A 22,003-nucleotide genomic window follows, 5' to 3' on the forward strand; every position below is an offset into this window, starting at 1 on the left:
AGATTATGCGACAGGGAATTTTATGAAACGACACAGCTTTTTGTCGCATGACAGGAGAAAATCGCGCGTGCATTTCAACGCCCGATTTCGGAATCAAGCAGCGGAAGTAACTGCTGAAAACAGCAAATTTTCAGCAGAATGATGTTTCGTCGCTTTGCCATATACATCACACCAGACGGGAAATTTGGCGCGCAGGGAGCTGCGTGGCTGGGATGGGATATTCTGGCCGGTGAACCCGTGGCACAGCCGCAATCCATCGGCATAGACCTTGCGAAGATCACCCGCCGCCCGCGCAAGTACGGGTTTCACGGCACCGTCAAACCACCGATGGCGTTGGGGTGCGGATATACGCCCGACATGCTGGAAGCCGAGGCGCGCGCGGTTGCAAGCCGCCTGTCCCCGATCATCCTCAACAGTCTTGAGGTGTGCATCATGGGGCGGATGTTGGCCTTTGTCCCGTCCGGGGATAGCGCTGCTTTGGCGGATTTGGCGGCCACTGTTGTCAGATCTCTCGACAGATTTCGCGCGCCCCCCACGCCGGAGGAGCAGGCTAAACGGCGCAAACGCCCCCTTAGCCCGTCACAAGAGCACAATCTGGCCCAATGGGGTTACCCCCATGTGATGGATGATTTCCGTTTTCATATGACACTGACCGGCCCCGCGAATAACGTCACAGGGGTGCTGCCGGTCGCTGTTGCGCACTTTGCACCGGTGCTGCCCCAACCCTATGTGATAGATCATCTCACGCTGGTTGGTGAGGATATTGACGGCATGTTTCACAAGATCACACGCCTTCCACTGGGCGCCTAAGCTACCTGAGCGTAACCTCGGCAACGCGCACTGGATCGCTCAAAATGTGGGGTGAAATTATTTCCGATTAAAACTATCAAGTATGTTGCAAGGCCCTAAAAACATCAGTAGTTGATTGAAACAGTAAGAAATGAAAACAAAGGATTCACTATGTCCCGCTTTGCTTCCACATCCCCACTTGCCCTTGCTGCCGTTGCCTTAGTGGCCGGAACTTGCGCTGCTTCCGCGCAGGGCGAACTGAACCTGTATTCTTCACGTCACTATGACACAGATGAACGCCTTTACAGCGATTTCACCGAAGCGACAGGCATCAAGATCAACCGCATCGAAGGCAAGGCTGACGAACTGATTGCACGTATCAAAGCGGAGGGGGCGAACTCTCCCGCTGATGTCCTGCTGACGGTTGATACATCGCGCCTGACGCGCGCAAAAGATTCGGGCGTTCTACAAGGGATCGATAGCGAAGTGCTGGAGGCGCGCATCCCTGCCAACCTTCAAGACAGCGACAATAACTGGTTCGGCTTTTCGCAGCGCGCGCGCATCATCTTTTTCGACAAAAACGATGTTTCCGAACCGCCGATGGACTATGTCTCGCTTGCTGATCCGAAATACAAAGGGATGGTGTGCCACCGCTCTTCTTCCAACGTCTATTCCCAGACACTGCTTGCCTCCATCATTGAAAACCACGGTGAGGAAGCTGCAAGAGAGTGGGCCAAAGGGATGGTCGAAAACTTTGCCCGTGATCCACAGGGCGGCGACACCGACCAGCTGCGCGGCATTATCTCGGGCGAATGTGATATCTCTGTTGCCAACACTTACTATTTCGCGCGCGCGATGCGCATCGATGTTTCCGGCGTAACAGATAGTATCGAGCAGATCGGTTGGGTATTTCCGGCCCAGGACGCTGAAGGCGCACACATGAACCTGTCCGGTGGCGGCGTTGCAGCAAATTCCCCAAATCGCGACAACGCAATCGCGTTTCTTGAGTATCTGTCTTCCGATCTGGCACAGCAGTACTTTTCGGCGGGCAATGATGAATTCCCCGCTGTCGAAGGTGTAGCGCTAAGCGAAAGTGTTGCAAAGCTGGGCGAATTCAAAGCGGATGATGTCGAACTTTCTGCGGTTGCAGGCAATCTTGCTACCGCGCAGAAAATCTTTGACGATGTTGGCTGGAAATAAGCAAATAGCGCTGACCCAACCCTCCCCTTCGCCTGTCCGGCGGAGGGGTTTTCATTTATTAGCAGCACTGCACACTGTGTTATGGCTGTTTCAAGCCATCCTTCAAACCCACCCGCAATGAGGATTTTCATGTATCTCGCGATGAACCGGTTTACCGTCACCACCCAAAACGCCGAAGCGTTCGAAGCTGTCTGGTTGGGGCGTGACAGTCACCTCAAAAATATGGACGGTTTTGTAGAATTCCACATGCTTAAAGGGCCAGAGATTGACGGCAAGATTCTCTACGCCTCCCACACCGTCTGGAAATCCGAAGACGCATTTCGTGACTGGACTAAAAGCGAAGCTTTCCGCGATGCGCATAAGGGCGCGAAAACCACCGCCAAGCTGCATGAGGGCACACCGGTTTTCGAAGGATTCAACACGATTCAACATATCGCCTGACACGGTTGACGGCGGTGGCAGGTAGCTACGCAGCTTCTGCGCCCGCCGCATCCTCACCCTGCGATCGCCGCATACCGGTTACTAATCCGGCAAAATTTCGACACTTTTTTCAGGCAACTCTAAGACCTGATGAACAAGTTGCCGTTTTTGCCGGAGTACCAGATGAAATTCTTCAAACGTCAAAATGATACTGTCCATTGCGCAAGTCACGCATTCCCCACCGGGGCCGCGTATGTGCACAGCCTGAGACAACCCGCCCGAACCCGACGGATACCCGCATGAGCGCCCCAGCGAGGAAACAACTCCTTGCTGACCAACAGCGGGTCCGGTTTGTCGATACTCTGGCATATCAGAAAGCCGACGTAGCACGTCACGCCCTTGCAGCATGGGACGGCGAATCTGCGGAATACATCAACGCCCGTCTGGAAGACGCACGAAGTATTCTGAACGGAATTTGCGGGAGTGCTGCCGCTCTGGGCTTTTACGACGTGGATGCCACCGCGCAGCATTCTGTCGCACAGATTGACGCGCATCTTCACGGGGCATACGCAGATCTTGCCATTTGTCCGGGTGAAATTATCTGGTGTGTGGATACATTTGTAGAAGCCTGCGATGCAGCGCAAATCCATCTTTAAATACAACCGAAAACGCCACCTGCGGCCCTCTAGTCAGGGTTTGTGATTGATCAGCGTGATAGATTTGCGCGCGCGCATCTTTGACGGGGTGCTGCCATATTCATCACGCACAGCACGGCTGAGAGCATTGTGCGAACAAAACCCCGTCGCAATGGCAACATCAATCAACGGGATCAGCGTTTCCTCGATCATCGCACGGGCACGGCGAACCCGCAGCCTTTTGTAAAACCGTGCCGGCGTTTCGTCAAAAACCTCGCGAAAGACACGTTCGACATGGCGGGTCGAAAGGCCAACCCGCCGCGTGAGTTCTGTCATCGGCAGCGGGTCTTCCATATTTTCTTCCATCAGCTTGATCGCTTCGGTCACGCGGGCGTCAAACAGACCTGCATTGGCAGCAATATCATGGGGCTGCTCTGCATCGCTGCGCCGGATAACGGGCAACAGCAGTTCATTGCCCAGCTCGGCAACCTCGACCGGATCAATATGGGGCGAGATCAGACCAATGACCAGTTCCGCCGTCCCGCCGCCGCCCGCGGCGGTGGTAACACCATCGCTCTGTTCTGCGAAACTGGTGGTTATATGCGGATAATACCCCTGTTCTTTCAGCAGCGCGACATCACGCCAGTGTGTGGTGACACGGCCATCACGGCTGTCGGTTGCACGGATAAACGCGGTGGCAGCATCGCTAAGCAGGACCACGGGGCGCTTTTGGCGCTGCATGGCGCGTACACGGCGTATCCATCCCTCGCGATGAATGTGCGTGCCCCCCAGCACAATCATCACATCACCAAATCCGTACCCCTCGATCGCGGGTTCTGCACGGACAAGCATTTGCGTGCTGCCCGTCACGAGGCCGGGCATGTCGCTGATAATACGGCACGAGAACCGCTTGTCGCCGGTGATGGCGTTCGCGCGTTTGAGCGTGTTCATCACAGCGGCAAGTTCAACTACATCAAAGCCGCGCTGTAAAAATACCTCGAAACGGCAAGTAGGCGCATTTTCAGGGGGCTGGGAAGACACTGCAAACTCCCCGTTCAGGCGGCAGATTTGCGGCACGTGTTTTGACAAGCATGGAAAACTCCGCCCCGTTGCATCGGGTTTCAATCTAGGTCAAAGCGGCGCAAATTGCCAAGGCTCGTATTATCACTGCACGCGATCGCGTTCCTATAACGCGCGCAGAAGAAGGCCGCCCGACAAGGCGACAACGACGACGCCCGCCGCGACCTCAAGTACCGGCATCATCCACGCGAGTGCGCCGGCGTTGGCAATACCGCGCATCAACCCGCCGCGAAAACCGCTGGCGGCGATGCCCACTACCACGGTTACCGATGCGGTGCCCAGCGCCATGGCGAATGTCCCTGCAACACCTGCCATTGCAATGTTCATCTGCCATGTAATGATCAGCACAAACAACGCGCCCGTGCAGGGGCGCACCGCAATCCCCCCGATCAGCAGCAGCGCATCGCGCAGACCGCTGGTCTGCCCCGCTTCCTCCAACGTGGGGCCGTGGCGATGACCACAACTGTTGCAGGTATCGGTCGGCCCGTGGTGTTCGTGGCCGTGGACCGCCTGCGCGCGGCGCAATCGCCGCAGGCCGCGCACCACCAGCCACAGGCCAATCAGCACTATCAATGCGTAGCTGAACGGCGCGAGCCAGTCTTCTGCCGCGTTCACCATCCGCTCGCGCGTAAGACCCAACAACCACAGCCCACCATAGGCCAGCAGGATCGCCGTGACCGCCTGCCCCAGACTGGACAGCAGTGCAATCAGCGACAGCCGCAGCATCGGCACTTCGCGTGCGACGCCATACCCACCCACCAGCAGCTTGCCGTGTCCGGGACCAATTGCGTGGAAGAAACCGTAGGCAAAACAGCTGCCCATCAGCACCGCATATGCCCCCGCTTCGCCGCCGCGCAGGGCGCGCAGGGTTCGCGCGATACCGTTCTGGAATGATCGCTGCTCACCAGCGGCCCAGACCGCCAGCGCAGAGAAACCGCCGCTTAGCCACAGCCACGCCAGCAAAGCCATTGCCAGCAACAGCGCCAGAATTACAGCGCGGCGCATTTCAGCGTAACCTCCGTTGCAAACCGCGCACCGATGTCCCCCAGCCCTGCGGCTTCCATGTCAATGTCTTGCGGCAGTGCCGCCAGTTCCGCTTTGGTCATCGCCAGCGCGCCTTCGATGTCGGGCGTGTCCAGCGTGATACGGCAGTGCGTGCTGCCTTCCACCTCCACGCCCAGACCGACCTCGTAAGCCGTGTAATAGGTGCCGTCATAGGGGCGGAAGCTGAAGGTGCCATTGGCTGTTGGTGCGCCTTCTATTGCGCGTAGATGGGTTGTGGTGATCTTGCCATCGGCAAAAGCCGCCGTCGGGGCAAGGGGCTGTGACAGCACCATGGGCACACCATCGGCAGTACCAACCAGATCACCGTTAAATCCTTCAACCCATTGCATGTCAAAACCGGTCAGCTTGGCGATGTCGTCAGCATCAAGGATGCCGTCATAATCATCATCCACCCCCATATCCTCGGTCACCAACAGCGAATACAACTCGTCATACTCCCACGTGACACGCACATGGCTCAGCCGGTTCTGGTCATCCACCAGAAACGTTAGGCCGGTGTTCACAAAAATATGCGGATGTGCACCAGCGGGCGCGGCAAGAACGATCAGACACAGGGCGGCTATTGCTTTCATGGGGTGCAATCTAGGGGCGGCGATGCAACTGTACAATCGCCCCACTGCCTAAAGTGCGGCGGTAATCAGCCGCCCCAAACGCAAAATGCCTTCATCAATGCTGGCTTCATCGGTGCGGCTGAAACTAAGGCGCAGTGTGTTGGTACCCGACCCGTCCGCAAAAAAAGCATGTCCCGGCACAAACGCCACCCGCTCCGACCCAAGCGATTGCGCAAGCAGTTCGGCGCAATTGATGCGCTGCGGCAGTTCCAGCCAGATAAACATCCCCCCCTCAGGGCGTGTCCATGTGACCCCGTCGGGCATGTGCGCCTCAAGCGCTGACAACATCCGGTCGCGGCGCGCGCGGTAAGCATCTTTGATCTTGGACACATGGCTGTCAAACTGTGCGCTGGCGACAGTGGTAATTGCCATCTGGTTGATGGTCGAACTATGCAAATCAGCCGCCTGTTTCAGCAGCACCAATTGGCTGATCACCTCTTGCGCGCCACACACCCAACCCACCCGCAGACCGGGCGCCAGTGTTTTGGAAAAGCTGCCACAATACAGCGTGCGACAGGCGTTGATATCCCCTTTGCGCACGATCTCGCGCGCCAGCACGGGCGACAGCGCTTCCCCTTCAAACCGCAGCGATTGATAGGCGGCATCCTCGATCACCGCAATATCAAGCTCGTCCGCCAGATCAATCACGCGCTCACGCATGTCGGCGTCCAGTGTGCGCCCTGTCGGGTTGGCAAAATCAACCGACATATAGGCAAATTTTACGCGGCCATCGCCTGCTGCTTCGGCATAATCACTGGCAGAGCGGTTTGTTTCGGGATCAAGACGATCATAGCGCGGCTCGTAGGCATTGAACGCACCAAGCGCGCCCAGATAAGTAGGCCAGCCCACCAGCGCGGTATCGCCGGGGCTGAGCAGCAGCTTACCCAGATAATCAAGCGCCTGCTGCGACCCCGAAGTAATGAGAATGTTATCGCGGTTGCAAGGGATGCCAAGGCGCGCCATCTCGCCCACGATCCAGTCGCGCAGCGGCCCGTATCCTTCGGAAACCGAGTACTGCAATGCTTTCGCTTGCGTTTCAGCGCCCAGAGCCTGACTGAACGCCTCCTGAAACGCTTCGGCAGGAAACAGATCAGGGTCGGGAATACCGCCTGCAAATGAAATGATGTCGGGCTGGTCCAGCAACTTTAGAAGCTCGCGGATTTCGCTGGCCTTCATCCGGTTGTTACGTGTCGCGAATATCTGCTGCCAGTCCATGTGTCCCTCATCCCCGAGCTTGGTGTGTCGGTACAGAACATGGATTCGCAAATTAGGTCAACACATGTGTCCTATATGGCCGATACGGCCCTATCACGCCTTGCGCACTTCCGACGCCAGCTTCAGCACTTCATCCCCGTCAGATTGTTCGATCAACAGCGCTGGATCATCTTCCGAGCCATTGCGCGTTACCTCGGTGCCTTTGATCTTGCGGGTAATATTGCGGCTATAGGTTTCCTGCACTACACCTTGGGCTGTGCCATCCCCCCAGTCCCATTCGATTTTGTCACCTTTGCTATAGGCCATCGGACGCTCCTTTGTTCATCACGAACCAACCCGTTTAAGACGGGATGGTTCCCGCTAGACCCGCCAACGCAAGACGTGGCGTTCCAGCAAACCGATGATCGACGAAACGATCACACCCAGAACAGACAGAATGACAACACCCGCAAACAAACGCTCCAGATCATAGAGGCTTCCCGCCTCCAGAATGTATGCGCCAATCCCGTATTCAGCACCCAGCATTTCTGCAGCAACCAGCAGGATGATCGCAATCGTCAGCGAAATGCGCAGGCCCGACAGGATACCCGGCATAGCCCCCGGCAATACGATCTTGCGCACAATCGACCACCACGACAGGCCAAAGCTCTGCCCCATGCGGATCAGCGTGCGATCAACGTTATCAACGGCGGCATAGGTGGCAACCACGGTTGGCGTGAAGGTGCCAAAGGCGATCAGCGCGTATTTGCTACCCTCGTCAATGCCGAACCAGATCACAAACAGCGGCAAAAGCGCGATTTTGGGGATCGGGAACAGCGCCGCGACCAGCGGGACGAGCCCTGCGCGGGCGTAGGCAAACAATCCGATCAGCACACCGATAGTAATTCCCGCGATTGCGCCCGTCGTGGCACCAACGGCCAAGCGGCTGAGCGAGGGCAGCAGGTGTTTGAACAACAATCCGCTTTGCCACAATTCGGCAAATGTGCCCAACACATCGGACGGTCTGGGCAGTGTCAGCGATGATATCCAACCGCTGCGCGTGCCCCATTCGGCCAGCGCAATCAGCACGACAAACACAACAATCCCGACTCCGCGCACAGGAACGGGCGCGAAACCGCCCCCGCGAAAAGGAACCTGATCAGACATTCATCAACTCCGCATCTGCTGCTGCCGCTTCATCGCGCATCAACCCCCAGAGGTGTTGTTGCTGCGCATCCAATACCGGATCACCATGTGCGCGCGCCTCTAGCGGCGTGTCGATTTCGACAATCTCGCGCACCTCGCCCGGTCGGCGGGACAGAACCACAATCCGGTGACCCAGACGCACAGCCTCGGCCAGATTGTGGGTGACGTACACTGCGGTGAAGGGTGTGCGCGTCCACAGATTGACCAGATCATCCATCAGCAATTCGCGCGTTTGGCTGTCAAGCGCGCTAAGCGGTTCGTCCATCAGCATAACCGCAGGGTTAACAGCCAGCGCACGGGCAATCGCCACGCGCTGCTTCATGCCGCCCGACAGTTGTTTCGGCAATGCACCCGCAAAATCCGTGAGCCGTGTGCGCGCCAGAACATCTGCGATGATCTCGCTTTGATTTTCCACGCGGTGATCTTCCAGCACCAGCGCCACGTTGCCCGCGACCGTACGCCACGGCAACAATGCGAAGTCTTGAAAAATATAGGTCAGGGCGTTCAGGCATCCTTGGGGCGGCGCGCCCAACTGGCGCACGGCCCCTTCGCTGGGCTTTTCCAAACCGCCCAGCAGACGCAACAGCGTGGATTTGCCACACCCCGACGGCCCCACAATGCAGGTGATCCGCCCCGATGGAACATCAAGCGAGATATCACGCAGGACGACCGTGTCGCTATACCGATGCGTGACCGCATCAAGTTTGAGATCCATACGCCCTCCAATGAAAAAGACCGGACCAAAGGCCCGGCCCTGTGGTCACTACGCTGAAATTACGCGCCTGATGTTTCCACATATGAGGTATCGATCAAAGCGTCGAGCGGGATATCCTTGCCCACCAGATCTTCCGACTGAAACCACTCCAGCTGATCGCGCACAGAGGCGACGTTCATCTTTGCGCCCTCGTTCAGGCGCATGGTGCCGTTGATGATCGATGGTGCCGCTTTTTCACGCGGGCGATCTGTGTAGACGTATTTATGGATCAGATCGACCATCGCGTTTACTCCATCATCGCCACCGTCTTTGGCAATCATCGCCGCGTTGTAATCCGCCACACCTTTGGAATAGGCCGCAAGATAATCTTGCGTCATCTGGCGTTCGTCTGCGGCGTTTTTGGCTGAGGTGAATACGGTGGTCACCTGATAATCGGGCAGATAGGTCGCCACGTCACCGATGATATGCACCGCACCCGACCCTGCCAATGGCTTGGCGATATGGGGCACGATGGACCAAGCGTCTATTTGGCCCGATTTCAACGCACCTATGATTGCCCCCACTTTTTGCAGCGGCTTGAACTTCAGTTCAATGCCTTCAGCTGCGGCCATTTTTGCGCCCATATAGTGGAAAGACGAACCAGCGGTGCTGATCCCGTAGGATTTACCATCCAGCATCGCAGGCGACGTGATGCCAGCCTTGAACGCTGCATCAGATGCAAGAAATTTCTGCCCGTCGATGCCCGGCTCTTCCTGAAGGGAGCCGCCGATAACCTTGATCGCGCCCTTGTCAGCCAATGAAACCAACCCGCCTGAAATTGCCGTTATTGCATAATCAACATCACCGCTCGCAATGGCCACGGCCATCGGCTGCGCGGCCTGAAAGAACTTGACCTCGACGTCCAGACCGGCCTGTTTGAAATACTCCCGCTCGTAGGCGACAAAGGTGCCCGAGTGGCTGGTAAAGCGCAGCGCGCCAACCGTAATCTTGCGCCCCTGCGCAATCGCCGGTGCGGCCAGCCCAAGCGCTGCCGCAGAAGCGGCCAAACCGCCAAGTGTCTGACGCCGTGTGAGATTGGTCATGTTGTTTCCCCTGATCTGTATCTGGCGGCAGAGTGCCCCTGCCTCAACCGTCAAGTCAAGCAACCAGCGTGCTATTGCCACAAATACCGTGTGTGTTGATTGCCCTGCTTGCGCGCAGGCGTTATCAGCACACCAACCCCATCAGCCAAAGGCCTCATCCCCATGTCCTTCGACCGCTCGCTCAAAATCGCCCCGTCCATCCTTGCGTCCGACTTTGCCAATTTCGGCGCCGAATGTGCCGCTGTGGAGGCGCAAGGCGCGGATTGGGTACACGTCGATGTGATGGACGGGCATTTTGTGCCCAACATCACCTTCGGCGCGGCCACCTGCGCCGCCATCCGCCCCCACATAAAAGGCGTGATGGATGTGCATTTGATGATCTCGCCCGTCGATGCCTATATTGACGGGTTTGCAGATGCGGGTGCCGATATCATTACCGCGCATGTCGAGGCAGGACCACACATTCACCGCACCCTTCAGGCGATCCGCGCTACAGGAGCAAAAGCAGGCGTTGCACTTAACCCCGGCACACCTGCGGAGGCTGTCGCCCACTTGCTGGACCTCACCGATCTGGTTTGCGTGATGACAGTGAACCCCGGTTTTGGCGGACAGAAATTCATCGACATGAGCGCCAAGATCAAGACGCTGCGCAACATGATCGGCGACCGCCCCGTTCACATCGAAATTGACGGCGGTGTTGATCCGTCTACCGCGCCGCTTGTTGTGGCGGCGGGGGCTGACGTGCTGGTTGCAGGCTCTGCCGTGTTCAAAGGCGGATCAGTGGAAAACCCGGAACCTTATGGCAAAAATATCCGCGCTATCCGCGAAGCTGCCGCTGGCGTCTACGTCTAGCGCGGCAGCCGCGACCCTTAGGGCAGTTGATCCGCAAAAGCGGCGATCATCTTGTGTTTAAGCAGCTTTCCTGTCGGCGCGGCAGGCAATGACGTTGCAAGAATGATGTGTTTGGGGCGTTTGTATCCGGCAAGGCGTTCTTTGACAAAGGCGCGCAGGTCTTCGATATCCGGTCTGTCGGTTTCAGACACCTGTACAAACGCAAGCACTTCTTCGTCACCGTCTTTGGTGCGCCCTACAACGGCTGACTGGATCACTTGCGGGTGATCGTTTAACGCGGCCTCTACCTCCGGCGGGTAGACGTTAAAGCCACCGTGAATGATCAGCTCTTTCGAGCGGCCAAGAATATGCAAATGGCCCTTCTCGTCAATCTTGCCCAGATCACCTGTGCGCAGCCAGCCTGCGCTGTCCAGCGCCTTGGCTGTCTCGGCAGGGTTGCGATAATAACCCTTCATCACGTGGGGGCCGAATACCATTACTTCCCCTTCGTCCACACCATTGCCACCCGGCGCATCGGGATCAATTTTCACCTGTGTGCCCGGCGTGACCGGCCCTACGGAAATATCCGGCGATCCGATCGGATTGTTTGTGGCCGTCGCACCCGACGTTGTTTCGGTCATGCCAAAACCGTTCTGCAAGGGCAGTTCGTAAAACGCTTCGGCCTTGCGCTTCCATGCCGGATCAAGCGGCGCACCGCCGGAGGAAACATAGCGCAGCGCAGGCGCGCCCAAACGCGTCATGCCCTGCTCTTTTGTGTGCTGCATCACCATCGCATGCATCTGCGGCACGGCCGGAATGATCGTGACACCGCCCATCGCCGCATCATACAGCTTTTGCGCCGAAAACCGCGATTCAATCTGCACGTGCGCGCCCGCGCAACATGCCGCTGTCAGGACAGATACCAGACCGAACACGTGGCTCATCGGGAGGACGCCATAGACCACGTCATCCGGCACCATCTGTCGCAGATTGCTGGAGGAGATACCCCCGAAGCGCACATTGGCGTGGGTCATCATCACGCCTTTCGGGTCACCCGTGGTGCCGGTTGTGTACAACAATACCGCGACATCGGACAAATCTGCATCGGGGTCGGTGGCGCCACTGGCCAGTAGAAGGGTGCCGAATGCGCCGGTAATTTCCTTTGCATTCATACGCGCGCCATGTGCTGCGGCATCGGGGGAAACATGCGATGTCATCACAATTGCGGCGGGGGTTGCGTGATCGATCACGCGCGCCACTTCGGCTTCGGTCTGGCGGGCGTTGAACGGAATGATCACCGCGCCCAGCTTCCATGTGGCGTGCAACGCCGCCACTGCTGCAGCGCAGTTTTCGACCAAAAGCAGCACACGGTCATTGGCTTGCACCCCGATCCCGCGCAATTCGGCTGCCAGATCGTCGCTGGCACGATCCAGATCGGCATAGCTCCACCGCACACTGCTTGAATCGCTCAATGCGGTGCTGTCCGGTGCCGCTGCGACGCGATCTTTCAAAAATTCTTCAACCCGTGCCATGTGGCGCTCCTCCGTCAGCCGTATTTCGGACTGCGTTTTTCTAAAAATGCGGCGATACCTTCGGCAGCTTCGGGTGCGCCGATTGCGTGGGCCATTTCATCACGTTCAATCGCGAGTTGTTCTGCCTCGGTTCCCTCGTAGGCTGAGGCGACCAGTCTGCGGATCGCGCCGTGGGCATCACGCGGGCCCGCGGCGAAGCGGTCTGCAAAGGTGCGTGCAACATCCATTGCGCCACCTTGAGGTGTTACAGCGCTCACAACACCCAGTGAATGCATCCGCTCTGCCGGAACCGGCTGGGCCAGCAAACACATTTCCATCGTCAATTGACGCGGCACAGCGCGCGCCAGATGCGCCGTCAGACCGCCATCCGGCACCAGCCCCGCCTTGACGTAAGAGGCGACAAATTTCGCCCCCTCTGCCGCGACGATAACATCACAGGCCATTGCAAGGCTAAGGCCCGCACCGGCAGCACCGCCTTCAACTGCGGCAACAATCGGCACAGGGGCGCCACGCATCGCGCGGATAACGTCATGCAGGGAGTCGATCGCGGCGCGGCGGTCTTCCTCTGGCATCTCGCGGCGCGAAATCAACACGTTGAGGTTGCCACCCGCGCAGAAAAACGGCCCGTCGGAGGTGAGTATGATCGAGCGAACGCGGCGTTCTTTGGCCAGTTCGCAGGCTTGCAGAATGCAGGCATAAAGCTCGGGCGAGAGCGCGCCGCGTTTGTCTGTATTGCCGTTCCAGATAATCAGGCGGTCGCCTGCGTCTTCGAGCCGTGCGCTCATGTCGATCTCCCGTTCAGGTCAGTTTTTCTGTTGGTACGCGTTTGAAAACGCCGGTTGCGGTGGCCACCAATGTCCCGTCTTCGTGGCGCAGTTCGGCAGAGATAAACAGCAAGCGCCGCCCGCCCCCCGTCACCGTGCCTGTGGCGGTCATCCGCCCCGGCAGTCCGGCACCCAGAAACTGGGTATTCATCGAAACTGTCAGGAACGGCGCCTTGCCCGTGGAATCCACGGTCAGCGACCCTGTCGTGCCACAGGCATTGTCCAGCAGCGTTGCCGCGATGCCGCCATGCAAGACGCCATGCCGGTTCAGATGGTGTTCGGTTACATCAAGAATGCAGCGTCCGTGCAGCCTGTCGCGCACGTCCACCACATATCCCAACAATCGTTGGGTGCCGGTCTCACCATAGATAAGACCGGCTTCCTGCTCAGGCTGCTGTGAGGGCAATGAAACGCTCCAGATGATGATCAACGTCACCGAAACGGTGATCCGCCATGACAATACGCTTGGCGATATGGGCCAGTTCGTATTCCTGTGTCATCGCTATCCCGCCGTGCAACTGGATCGACTCCTCCCCTACCAGACGGCCAACGCGGCCGATCAGGTTTTTGGTGGATGAAACATGGCGTTCGCGCGTGTCGCGGTCCGCTTCCAGATGGCCTGCAATCAGGATCACCGCAGAGCGGGCCTGTTCCATCTCGATCAACAGATCGGAGTAGCGGTGCGCCAATGCCTGAAACGTACCGATCGGGCGGCCGAACTGTTTGCGCGTGCCAAGGTATTCCTTGGTCAGTGCGCAGGCAGTTTCCATCGCGCCCAGTGTTTCCGCAGTCAGCGCCACGTTCGCCGCCGCCATGCGCGCCTCAATTGCAGCGGCTGCCTTGCCCGCCTCACCAAGGCGTGCGGAGGCGGGAACCGCCACATCATCCAGTGTAACCTCTGCCGCGCGGCCCCCCGCCAACAGCGCATAGCCCTGAACACTCAGGCCCTTGGCGTCCTTGGGCACAAGGAACAGCGAAATGCCATCGGCATCATCGACCTCACCGCTTTCGCGGGCAGAGACAACCAGCATGTCCGCAGCTTCGGCATTCACCACCACAGCCTTGCGACCATTCAGGATGATATCATCCCCTTTTTCGGATGCTGTTGTACCAACGCGGGTCAAATCATAGCGGCTGGTCGGCTCGCCGTGGGCGAATGCCAGTTGCAGACTTCCGCCGATCAGGTCTTCAAGGTGCGCCTGCTGATCTTCAGTGCCCAGATCGGCAATCAGACCACCGGCCAGAACTGCGGTATCAAGAACAGGCTCGACCACACCGGCGCGGCCCAGTTCTTCGAACACCACGGCAATGTCGAAACCCTTGCCGCCGAAGCCGCCCTGCTCTTCGGTGAACAATGCGCCGATCACGCCCAACTCTGCCAGCTCGTTCCAGATGTCGGACGACATGCCGCTGTCGCTGTCCAGAATTTTATTGCGGGTTTCCGTATCATAACGGTCCCGCAGGAAGCGGCGCAGCGTGTCTTGCAGCATTTGCCGCTCTTCAGTCAGATCGAAATTCATGTGCCTCAGCTCCCCATTGTTACTTTTGCGATGATCCCGCGCTGGATCTCGTTTGATCCGCCGAAGATCGACAATTTGCGATTGTTGAAATACTTCGCCGCAACCGGGCCGGCGTCCAGCGGATCGGGCAGCACTTCGTTTGATCCCTCAACCGCTTCGGAGGCAAAGGGCATTGCATAAACGCCAGCCGCACGGCGCGCGAGATCGTTGATTTCCTGACGGATAATCGTGCCTTTGACCTTCAGCATCGACGATTCAACACCCGGTGCCTGACCCGCCGCCGCCTTGGATACGATGCGCATGTTCGTCGTCGACATGGCCATCAGATCAATTTCCACCTGCGCCACACGCGCTGCAAAATGCGGGTTTTCGATCAGCGGCTTGCCACCTGCCATTTCAGCACGCGCCAGCCGTTTGACCGATGTTAGACCCGCCTGCGAAAATCCGACACCAGCGATGTTTGTACGCTCGTGGGTGAGAAGGAACTTGGCATAGGTCCAGCCTTTGTTCTCTTCGCCGACCAAATTTTCGACCGGTACTTCGACGTCGTTGAAAAAGACTTCGTTCACCTCGGGCGTGCCATCCAGCAGGATAATCGGGCGTACCTCGATGCCTGGTGTTTCCATATCAATCAGCAGGAACGAGATTCCTTCCTGCTGCTTTACGTCCTTGTCGGTGCGCACGAGACAGAAAATCATATTGGCGTGCTGGCCCAGCGTGGTCCATGTTTTCTGACCGTTTACGATGTAATGCGTGCCAGCGTCATTCTTGACCGCTGTAGTTTTCAAAGACGCCAGATCAGACCCTGCGCCCGGCTCGGAGTAGCCCTGACACCACCAGTCATCACCGTTCAGAATGCGGGGCAGCCAGTAATCATTCTGCTCTTTGGAGCCGAAGTTTTGCAATACAGGTGCCAGCATACCAAGGCCAAAAGGCACGATGCGCGGGGCGCTTGCAGCGGCAGCTTCTTCCTCAAAGATGTGTTTTTGTACCGCGTTCCACTCGGCACCGCCGAATTTCTTGGGCCAGTTCGGGGCCAGCCAGCCGCGTTCGTTCAGCGTGGCATGCCACGCTTCCATATCTGCTTTGGTCAACTCGCCCTTGCCGCGCACTTTTTCACGCAACTCGGGGGTGACTTTCTCTTCCATAAACGCACGTACTTCGTCACGGAAGGCAATTTCTTCGTCAGAATAACTCAGGTCCATTCGGATATCCTCTTTTCAGTCGATCGGTTTCGCTAGAGCATTACTTAGCTGCCGCGCGGTTCAGGTCATCAAAGCTGCGGCCTTCCGCCACAAGGGTTTTCAGCAACGGTGCAGGCTGCCAGAACCACGCATCCTCTTTCGCGTACCGTTCAATATCGGCCAGCACATTCGGCAGCCCTTGCAAATCGGCCCATTTCATCGGCCCCCCCAGATGGCGCGGAAAACCGTAGCCAAAGAGCAGCACCATATCCACATCAGCAGGGCGTCGGGCAATGCCTTCATCCACCACTTTTGCAGCTTCGTTCACCATCGCACACATGTAGCGCCTGACAATCTCTTCGTCGCTGAAATCACGTGGCGTAATTTTCAACTCTGCCTGCTCGGCGGCGATAAGTTCGGGGATTTTGGGGTTCGGGGCACTGGCGCGTGCGCCTGCTTCGTACAAGTAATAGCCTTCGCCTGTCTTGCGGCCAAAATGACCATCCTCGCACAAGCGGTCGATATAGGTAGGCACGCGTTCATCGGGGTGGCGATCGGGTGCTTTTCGCTTGCGCGTCATCCAGCCGATATCAAGCCCGGCAAGGTCGGCCACCGCAAAAGGCCCCATCGCAAAACCGAAATCAGTCAACGCCTTGTCAATCTGGTAGGGCGATGCGCCGTCCAGCACCATGTGATCCGCTGCCGCCCGATAAACCGCCAGAATACGGTTACCGATAAACCCGTCACAAACCCCCGCCCGGACCGAGATTTTGCCCAGACGTTTGCCCAGCTCGAACCCTGTTGCAACCACATCAATCGCGGTTTTATCGGCGACGACAACTTCGAGCAGTTTCATCACATGCGCGGGAGAGAAAAAGTGCAGGCCAATCACATCCGCAGGGCGTGAGGTGGCCGCGGCAATTTCATCGACATCCAGATATGATGTGTTGGAGGCCAAAACCGCACCCTGCTTGCACACAGCGTCTAATTTGGCAAAAACCTCTTTCTTGACACTCATATCTTCGAACACCGCTTCGATCACCAGATCGACATCACGCAGGCTGTCATAATTCACCGCAACCGTCAGGGCGGTTGTGGTCAGCGCATCAAATTGCATTTGGCTGATCTTGCCACGTTTCAATGCGCCTTGCAGATTGCCCACGATCCGGCTTTTGGCGGCGGCAGCCTGCTCCTCGCCTGTTTCGATCAGAACAACCTGCATTTGCGCCAGCAGTGCAGCAGTAGCAATGCCAGCCCCCATGGTGCCACCACCGATCACGCCAATGGATTGCAGGGCGCGTGGCGTCACGCCTTTAAGTTCCGGCAGATTGCTGACGGCGCGTTCGTTGAAAAACGCGTGGATCATGCCTTTGCTCTGATCACTGTGCAGCAACTCGGTGAACAGCGCACGTTCATGGCGCATACCTTCTTCGAAGGTCATTTCCGATGCTGCCTGCACAGCGCGCACAATCGCGCCCTGACTGATCTGGCCACGCGCCTTTTTTGTCGCGCCTTCATGGGCGGCATCCCAGTCAACAGGTTCCGCGGGAGGCATTTCAGAAATAGCCCGCCGCGGCGCACCGGTGGCAATCAGATCCATCGCGTATGCAAGGCCGACTTCCTGCGGATCGCCCTCTTCGATCTTGTCCAGAAGGCCCAGATCAAGGGCTTCTTCGGCTTTGATCTGCCGGCCCGATGTTATGATCTCGATCGCCTTGTCGGCCCCTGTCAGACGCGGCATTCGTTGCGTACCTCCCGCCCCCGGAAGCAGGCCCAGGTTGACCTCGGGCAGACCCAGACGCGCGTTCGGTTGTGCGATGCGGTAATGCGCTCCGAGCGCCACCTCCAACCCGCCTCCCAATGTAACGCCGTGCATGGAGGCCACCACCAACAATGGCGAAGCTTCGATGCGTGTACATAGATCGGGCAGGTTCGGTTCCATCGGGGGTTTGCCGAATTCGGTGATGTCGGCACCCGCAATAAACGCGCGCCCCTCGCCCACGATCAGCACTGCCTTCAGATCATCTTCTTGCTCGGCACGGTCCATCCCGTCCGACAAGCCCTGACGCACCGCCTGTGACAATGCGTTAACCGGTGGATTGTTGATACACAGCACGGCAATGGCACCATGAACAGAATAGGATACGGGGTCGGACATTTGATTTCTCTTTCTGGTCTATCCGCGCCGGCTGAGTGTGGGGACACGGCCGGTACGGGATTCAAGCTCTTTGACAAGGGCGTGCAGGGCGGGGCCTACTTCTGTTATCATTCTGTTTCGGGGCAGATCGCGGGGAGTGGCACCACAGGTGAATGCGACCACCTCGCCAAACTCCCCCACATAAAAGGGAACACTCACGGCATTCACAGAGGTTGCATATCGCCCCGCTTCGGGCGCGACGACAAACCCCAGCTCCAGCAACTGGCTGTAGCCGTCCTGCCGGAAGTTGCGTATTTCATCATCGGGATTCAATGCTTCAAAGCGTTCAGCGTCAAGCGAGGCAAGAAACGCCATGCCCGAGGACGATCCGCCCAACGGCACACGATGGCCCGGCTCCAGCCAGATGGTAGAGGCCGTTGCAGGACGCCAGGTGCGCACCAGCATCATCCGCTCGCCGTCGCGCACGGCAATCAGTGCAAGCGTGCCGGTGTTATCCGCCAGCCGCTGCATGTCGTCGCTGACCATGTCAACGAAGCTAACCGCCACCGAGGCGACAGAGCCTAGCACAATTGCGGCTGGCCCAAGGTGAAACCGCTCGTTGCGGCCACCATGGCTTAGGTAACCCAGCTCGCACAGCGTGTAGGTCAGGCGCGAAATAGTAGGTTTGGGCAGACCCGTGCGCTCGGAAATTTGCGCATGGGTCAGTCCGTTATCACTGGCGCGGAAGGCACGCAGCACACCAAGGCCGCGCGCCAGCGTGTTCGCAAACTTCCTGTCCGCGCCTTGATCCGTCATTTTGCCGCCATTGGTATCAGCAGCGAGATCATCGGGAAGGACATGATCAGGATCAACACGATGAAATCAACACTCAGGAAGCGGGTGATGCCTGCAAATATCTTGTCTATCGGCGCATCACGGCCCACGACATTGGCGATTACAAACACGTTGAGGCCGACGGGCGGTGTGATCAATCCGATCTCCAGCAGTTTGATCACGACAACGCCAAACCAGATCAGGTTCAGATCATAGCTTTCGACCAGCGGGATCATCAGTGGCAACGTGAGTACCATGATCCCGATGGGGTCAAGGAACATGCCCAGCAGCAGATAAATCACCGCGATGGCGATCAACAGCATTACCACACTCAGCTGAGCATCCGTTACCGACTGGACAATCACAGGCGCAACGCCTGTCAGGGCGATAAACGCTACAAAAATCTTGGCACAGGCGGCGATAATAAAAATCGCCGAAGTTTGCACGCAAGTTTCTTTCACAGCCTCCCACAGCTCTACCAGTGTCAGTTTTTTCTGCGCAAATCCAATCAGGGTGGCAGCCACCACACAGACGGCAGCGGCCTCGGTTGCGGTAAAGATGCCGCCGTAAATACCCCCGATAATGACGACAAACAGCAACACCGCAGGCCAACTTTCCAAGGCAGCGATCCAGCGTTCGCGCGCAGTGTATCGAATATCATTTGCTGGTGCCACGGCGGGGTTCACATAGACCCAGACTGCAATCACAAGAATGAACCCTGCCAGCGTCAGCAAGCCCGGCAAGATACCTGCGAGGAAAAGCGCCGAAATCGATGTTTCGGTAAAGATGCCATAAATAATGAACAAAACCGACGGCGGGATGAGTGAGCCAAGCGTACCACCAGCGGCCACAGACGCGGTTGCAAGGCGGGGATCATACCCCATCCGCAGCATTTCAGGTGTACAGATTTTCCCCATGGTCGACGCGCAGGCAATGGACGATCCGGTAATCGCGGAAAACCCGCCGCACCCCATCACCGATGCCATCGCCACACCACCGGGAAGCTTGGTCAGCCATACTTTTGCCGCGTGATAGATTTTGGTCGTGATGTCCGCCTTGTAGGCGATATGGCCCAGCGCCACAAACAGCGGGATCATCGACAGTTCGTAGCTGTGAACCAGATCGTACGAATTTGAAAACACCATCGACGATGTCGGCTTGATCGCGCGACTGGGATCAAAGCTGCCACTGCGAAAGGCGTAGATCACAAACGCACCGATTGTCGCAATGGATGCCAGTGTGAAAGCAATCGGGATACGGAAAGCAAGTAATAGGAGAACGGCCGCAAAGGCCACCATGCCAACTGTTGACGGATCCATCAGTTATGTCCCTCTTCCAACAAGTCACCGGCGTGTTGTTGCTCGTCCGAGACCGTCCCGCCCGCGAGGACTGTGCGGAGATCTCGCACAAATAGCTCCAGCAGACGCAGCCAGGCGGCGCCCAGCCCTAATACAAAAAACAAGTACCCCGGCCATTTCGGCAGATCCAGATCACCCGAAAAGAACGAGCCGCGCTCGATCACTTTCATCAGTTCCAGAACACCTTTGTAAATTAGGGGTGCCAGCGCGATCATTCCGACCAGCGATCCTGCGACGATCAACCAGCTACGAAAACGCACCGGAAAACGATCGGACAGAAAGGCCACAGAAACATGCGCGCGTTGCGTTGTTGCAGCCGCCAATGGCAGCAAAATCGCCGCAACCATCAACTCGCGCACCATGATGACACTGTCAGGAATAAAGGAGTTGAACGCCGCACGGGCGATCACGTTGGAGGTTATAAGCACCCCGAGCAGGATCACAGCCAGCGCGCCAAGCGCCAGTAGAATTTTCTCAAGCGGCACCAGCATGGGTTCTGCTCCCTATTTCAATGGAATTTGATTGGCAGGGCCATCACGGCCCTGCCCTGTCAGCCCGAACTTAGTTGGATTTTTTGGCCCAAGGGTAGCCGTTTGCATCACGCTCGGCAGTGTATTTCGCCAATAGTTCTCTGTACTGATCCAGCAGCGCTGCACCATCAAGACCGCCGGAGTTTGCGTTCTCGACCCACTGGTCAAGGAACTTTTTACCGGATTCGACCAGCTTGTCGCGCTCGCCTGCTTCCAGATCGATCACTTCGACGCCCTGCTCTTTCATAGTGACAATGGCAGCTTCGTTGGCTTCAGTGATCATGCGGCCGAACTCGTCCGCCATGTCCATGCCGGTTTTGTTGATCACGTCACGCTGTTCGTCTGTCAGCCCTTCATAGGCATCAAGGTTCATGAAGATGCCAAGTCCACCGACCTGACCCCAGTTTAGCAACGTGTAGCTTGTCATCACTTCTTCCTGCTTCAGAGCGGTAACAGCGTAGGAATAGCCCTGCGAGCAATCCAGCAGGCCGGTATCAAGACCCTGATAGGCATCATAGATGGACATCGACACCAGGTTCGCACCTTCTTCACCCATCACTTTGCCATATGCGCCAACGCCGCGCACTTTTTTGCCGGCAATATCGGCAACAGTGCGGATTGCCGTATCTTTACAGCCGATGTTGACCTGCGAAGTGGTCCACGTGCCGATATAGCGCAAGTCCTTGTCGGCAAAGTTGTTCTGCATCACATCCGAGCGCATCAGCTCGTCCGTGGCGCGCATGCCAACCCATGCGTCAGGGTTGTTCACCGGCAAATCGGCAATCCCGTAAGCAACCAGATCCTGCGGATAATAAACCGCGATCACTGTTCCCATATCAGCGACGCCGTCAGCAATGGATTGCATCGAGGCTTTCGCCTTGAACAACGCACCGCCCCATTGAATGTCGATCTTGACATCCCCGCCCGAACGCTCGCCAACCTGGTCGGCAAACCATTGCAGTGCAGCCGCACGCGCGCCGCGGTTCGGGCCGGCCTCGCCGTGAATCAGTGTTGTTTCGGCGTAGCCCGCTGATGCGGCGATTGTCATTGCAGCGGCCAGCGCTGTCTTTTTCAGAAAATTCATAAGATCCCTATCTAGACTAGTTGTTTCGCAATGCGAAACTTAGTTTCATTTTTGTAAAGCCACCTTACTCAGCATTTTTCGACAAGCAAGCAAAAGTTGCACCGGTAATTTCATGTGCAAAACAATGCCGCCTGCGCACATGTTTGCCATCGCTTGTGGCCGGATACGGCTT

The 22,003-nt window shown here is 57.4% G+C and carries 23 protein-coding genes; 5 read left to right on the plus strand and 18 right to left on the minus strand.

The features are described 5' to 3' along the window. Positions 1 to 138 precede the first annotated feature (138 nt). The 4 genes from OS189_RS12995 to OS189_RS13010 all read left to right on the plus strand — a co-directional run bounded on the left by OS189_RS12995 (position 139) and on the right by OS189_RS13010 (position 3,065). Entirely contained in the window at positions 139 to 810 is a 672-nt protein-coding gene (locus OS189_RS12995) for a DUF1045 domain-containing protein (protein ID WP_267167753.1), read from the plus strand. Between the two features lie 150 nt (positions 811 to 960). Then, positions 961 to 1,989 carry a Fe(3+) ABC transporter substrate-binding protein gene (locus OS189_RS13000; protein ID WP_267167754.1) on the plus strand — a complete coding sequence of 343 codons (1,029 nt, stop codon included), beginning with the start codon at positions 961 to 963 and terminating at the stop codon, positions 1,987 to 1,989. A 129-nt stretch (positions 1,990 to 2,118) separates the two neighbouring features. Beyond that, on the plus strand, positions 2,119 to 2,430 hold the full coding sequence (gene hmuQ, locus OS189_RS13005) for a heme-degrading protein HmuQ (RefSeq protein ID WP_267167848.1): 312 nt from the start codon (positions 2,119 to 2,121) through the stop codon (positions 2,428 to 2,430). Between the two features lie 278 nt (positions 2,431 to 2,708). Then, positions 2,709 to 3,065 (plus strand): phosphorelay protein, encoded by a 357-nt coding sequence (locus OS189_RS13010; RefSeq protein WP_267167755.1) that lies wholly within the window; start codon positions 2,709 to 2,711, stop codon positions 3,063 to 3,065. 33 nt (positions 3,066 to 3,098) lie between these two features. Here the strand turns inward: OS189_RS13010 and OS189_RS13015 are convergent, their stop codons facing one another. The 8 genes from OS189_RS13015 to OS189_RS13050 form a co-directional block, all read right to left on the minus strand. After that, positions 3,099 to 4,085, minus strand: a complete 987-nt coding sequence (locus tag OS189_RS13015) for a GlxA family transcriptional regulator (protein WP_267167756.1) — start codon at positions 4,083 to 4,085, stop codon at positions 3,099 to 3,101. Positions 4,086 to 4,229: 144 nt separating this feature from the next. Continuing rightward, positions 4,230 to 5,129, minus strand: coding sequence for a nickel/cobalt transporter (locus OS189_RS13020; RefSeq protein ID WP_267167757.1), 900 nt, complete (start codon positions 5,127 to 5,129; stop codon positions 4,230 to 4,232). Next, positions 5,114 to 5,761 (minus strand): DUF1007 family protein, encoded by a 648-nt coding sequence (locus tag OS189_RS13025; protein WP_267167758.1) that lies wholly within the window; start codon positions 5,759 to 5,761, stop codon positions 5,114 to 5,116. The genes OS189_RS13020 and OS189_RS13025 overlap by 16 nt, the downstream gene beginning before the upstream one ends. A 48-nt stretch (positions 5,762 to 5,809) precedes the next feature. Then, complete coding sequence (locus tag OS189_RS13030) at positions 5,810 to 7,015, minus strand: aminotransferase-like domain-containing protein (protein ID WP_267167759.1); 1,206 nt, start codon at positions 7,013 to 7,015, stop codon at positions 5,810 to 5,812. Between the two features lie 93 nt (positions 7,016 to 7,108). After that, a complete protein-coding gene (locus OS189_RS13035) occupies positions 7,109 to 7,321 on the minus strand; it encodes a hypervirulence associated TUDOR domain-containing protein (protein ID WP_267167760.1) in 213 nt (70 codons plus the stop codon). Between the two features lie 54 nt (positions 7,322 to 7,375). After that, complete coding sequence (locus OS189_RS13040; protein WP_267167761.1) at positions 7,376 to 8,161, minus strand: ABC transporter permease; 786 nt, start codon at positions 8,159 to 8,161, stop codon at positions 7,376 to 7,378. Beyond that, the gene (locus OS189_RS13045) at positions 8,154 to 8,915 is read right to left on the minus strand and encodes an ABC transporter ATP-binding protein (protein ID WP_267167762.1); all 762 of its coding nucleotides are present in this window, start codon (positions 8,913 to 8,915) and stop codon (positions 8,154 to 8,156) included. The genes OS189_RS13040 and OS189_RS13045 overlap by 8 nt, the downstream gene beginning before the upstream one ends. 59 nt (positions 8,916 to 8,974) lie before the next feature. Next, positions 8,975 to 9,997 carry an ABC transporter substrate-binding protein gene (locus tag OS189_RS13050; RefSeq protein ID WP_267167763.1) on the minus strand — a complete coding sequence of 341 codons (1,023 nt, stop codon included), beginning with the start codon at positions 9,995 to 9,997 and terminating at the stop codon, positions 8,975 to 8,977. 162 nt (positions 9,998 to 10,159) lie between these two features. Here OS189_RS13050 and rpe point away from each other — a divergent pair, with 162 nt between their 5' ends. Further along, positions 10,160 to 10,849 carry a ribulose-phosphate 3-epimerase gene (gene rpe / locus OS189_RS13055; RefSeq protein ID WP_267167764.1) on the plus strand — a complete coding sequence of 230 codons (690 nt, stop codon included), beginning with the start codon at positions 10,160 to 10,162 and terminating at the stop codon, positions 10,847 to 10,849. Positions 10,850 to 10,866: 17 nt separating this feature from the next. On the opposite strand, the gene OS189_RS13060 is transcribed toward rpe, so the two are convergent. From OS189_RS13060 to OS189_RS13105, 10 genes are all read right to left on the minus strand, one after another. Continuing rightward, the gene (locus tag OS189_RS13060; protein WP_267167765.1) at positions 10,867 to 12,360 is read right to left on the minus strand and encodes a class I adenylate-forming enzyme family protein; all 1,494 of its coding nucleotides are present in this window, start codon (positions 12,358 to 12,360) and stop codon (positions 10,867 to 10,869) included. 14 nt (positions 12,361 to 12,374) lie between these two features. Then, positions 12,375 to 13,145 (minus strand): oxepin-CoA hydrolase, alternative type, encoded by a 771-nt coding sequence (locus OS189_RS13065; protein WP_267167766.1) that lies wholly within the window; start codon positions 13,143 to 13,145, stop codon positions 12,375 to 12,377. Between the two features lie 13 nt (positions 13,146 to 13,158). Next, entirely contained in the window at positions 13,159 to 13,620 is a 462-nt protein-coding gene (locus tag OS189_RS13070) for a PaaI family thioesterase (protein WP_323380230.1), read from the minus strand. Continuing rightward, positions 13,571 to 14,704, minus strand: coding sequence for an acyl-CoA dehydrogenase family protein (locus OS189_RS13075; RefSeq protein WP_267167767.1), 1,134 nt, complete (start codon positions 14,702 to 14,704; stop codon positions 13,571 to 13,573). Before OS189_RS13075 ends, OS189_RS13070 begins: the two co-directional genes overlap by 50 nt. 5 nt (positions 14,705 to 14,709) lie before the next feature. Next, a complete protein-coding gene (locus OS189_RS13080; RefSeq protein WP_267167768.1) occupies positions 14,710 to 15,909 on the minus strand; it encodes an acyl-CoA dehydrogenase family protein in 1,200 nt (399 codons plus the stop codon). A gap of 40 nt (positions 15,910 to 15,949) precedes the next feature. Continuing rightward, the gene (locus OS189_RS13085) at positions 15,950 to 18,046 is read right to left on the minus strand and encodes a 3-hydroxyacyl-CoA dehydrogenase NAD-binding domain-containing protein (protein WP_267167769.1); all 2,097 of its coding nucleotides are present in this window, start codon (positions 18,044 to 18,046) and stop codon (positions 15,950 to 15,952) included. 18 nt (positions 18,047 to 18,064) lie between these two features. Continuing rightward, complete coding sequence (locus OS189_RS13090) at positions 18,065 to 18,841, minus strand: IclR family transcriptional regulator (RefSeq protein ID WP_267167770.1); 777 nt, start codon at positions 18,839 to 18,841, stop codon at positions 18,065 to 18,067. After that, positions 18,838 to 20,178, minus strand: coding sequence for a TRAP transporter large permease (locus OS189_RS13095; protein WP_267167771.1), 1,341 nt, complete (start codon positions 20,176 to 20,178; stop codon positions 18,838 to 18,840). The genes OS189_RS13090 and OS189_RS13095 overlap by 4 nt, the downstream gene beginning before the upstream one ends. Next, the gene (locus OS189_RS13100) at positions 20,178 to 20,708 is read right to left on the minus strand and encodes a TRAP transporter small permease (RefSeq protein ID WP_267167772.1); all 531 of its coding nucleotides are present in this window, start codon (positions 20,706 to 20,708) and stop codon (positions 20,178 to 20,180) included. Before OS189_RS13100 ends, OS189_RS13095 begins: the two co-directional genes overlap by 1 nt. A 70-nt stretch (positions 20,709 to 20,778) precedes the next feature. Beyond that, positions 20,779 to 21,831 (minus strand): C4-dicarboxylate TRAP transporter substrate-binding protein, encoded by a 1,053-nt coding sequence (locus OS189_RS13105; protein WP_267167773.1) that lies wholly within the window; start codon positions 21,829 to 21,831, stop codon positions 20,779 to 20,781. Positions 21,832 to 22,003: the final 172 nt, after the last annotated feature.

Origin of the sequence: Sulfitobacter sp. F26169L (genome assembly GCF_026410285.1) — a bacterium.
Classification (GTDB): Bacteria; Pseudomonadota; Alphaproteobacteria; order Rhodobacterales; family Rhodobacteraceae; genus Sulfitobacter.

Coding starts and splice junctions, on each gene's coding strand:
- OS189_RS12995 (WP_267167753.1), top strand. CDS start 139: ATGATGTTTCGTCGCTTTGCCATATACATCACACCAGACGGGAAATTT.
- OS189_RS13000 (WP_267167754.1), top strand. CDS start 961: ATGTCCCGCTTTGCTTCCACATCCCCACTTGCCCTTGCTGCCGTTGCC.
- hmuQ (WP_267167848.1), top strand. CDS start 2,119: ATGTATCTCGCGATGAACCGGTTTACCGTCACCACCCAAAACGCCGAA.
- OS189_RS13010 (WP_267167755.1), top strand. CDS start 2,709: ATGAGCGCCCCAGCGAGGAAACAACTCCTTGCTGACCAACAGCGGGTC.
- OS189_RS13020 (WP_267167757.1), bottom strand. CDS start 5,129: ATGCGCCGCGCTGTAATTCTGGCGCTGTTGCTGGCAATGGCTTTGCTG.
- OS189_RS13025 (WP_267167758.1), bottom strand. CDS start 5,761: ATGAAAGCAATAGCCGCCCTGTGTCTGATCGTTCTTGCCGCGCCCGCT.
- OS189_RS13030 (WP_267167759.1), bottom strand. CDS start 7,015: ATGGACTGGCAGCAGATATTCGCGACACGTAACAACCGGATGAAGGCC.
- OS189_RS13035 (WP_267167760.1), bottom strand. CDS start 7,321: ATGGCCTATAGCAAAGGTGACAAAATCGAATGGGACTGGGGGGATGGC.
- OS189_RS13040 (WP_267167761.1), bottom strand. CDS start 8,161: ATGTCTGATCAGGTTCCTTTTCGCGGGGGCGGTTTCGCGCCCGTTCCT.
- OS189_RS13045 (WP_267167762.1), bottom strand. CDS start 8,915: ATGGATCTCAAACTTGATGCGGTCACGCATCGGTATAGCGACACGGTC.
- OS189_RS13050 (WP_267167763.1), bottom strand. CDS start 9,997: ATGACCAATCTCACACGGCGTCAGACACTTGGCGGTTTGGCCGCTTCT.
- rpe (WP_267167764.1), top strand. CDS start 10,160: ATGTCCTTCGACCGCTCGCTCAAAATCGCCCCGTCCATCCTTGCGTCC.
- OS189_RS13060 (WP_267167765.1), bottom strand. CDS start 12,360: ATGGCACGGGTTGAAGAATTTTTGAAAGATCGCGTCGCAGCGGCACCG.
- OS189_RS13065 (WP_267167766.1), bottom strand. CDS start 13,145: ATGAGCGCACGGCTCGAAGACGCAGGCGACCGCCTGATTATCTGGAAC.
- OS189_RS13075 (WP_267167767.1), bottom strand. CDS start 14,704: ATGAATTTCGATCTGACTGAAGAGCGGCAAATGCTGCAAGACACGCTG.
- OS189_RS13080 (WP_267167768.1), bottom strand. CDS start 15,909: ATGGACCTGAGTTATTCTGACGAAGAAATTGCCTTCCGTGACGAAGTA.
- OS189_RS13085 (WP_267167769.1), bottom strand. CDS start 18,046: ATGTCCGACCCCGTATCCTATTCTGTTCATGGTGCCATTGCCGTGCTG.
- OS189_RS13090 (WP_267167770.1), bottom strand. CDS start 18,841: ATGACGGATCAAGGCGCGGACAGGAAGTTTGCGAACACGCTGGCGCGC.
- OS189_RS13095 (WP_267167771.1), bottom strand. CDS start 20,178: ATGGATCCGTCAACAGTTGGCATGGTGGCCTTTGCGGCCGTTCTCCTA.
- OS189_RS13100 (WP_267167772.1), bottom strand. CDS start 20,708: ATGCTGGTGCCGCTTGAGAAAATTCTACTGGCGCTTGGCGCGCTGGCT.
- OS189_RS13105 (WP_267167773.1), bottom strand. CDS start 21,831: ATGAATTTTCTGAAAAAGACAGCGCTGGCCGCTGCAATGACAATCGCC.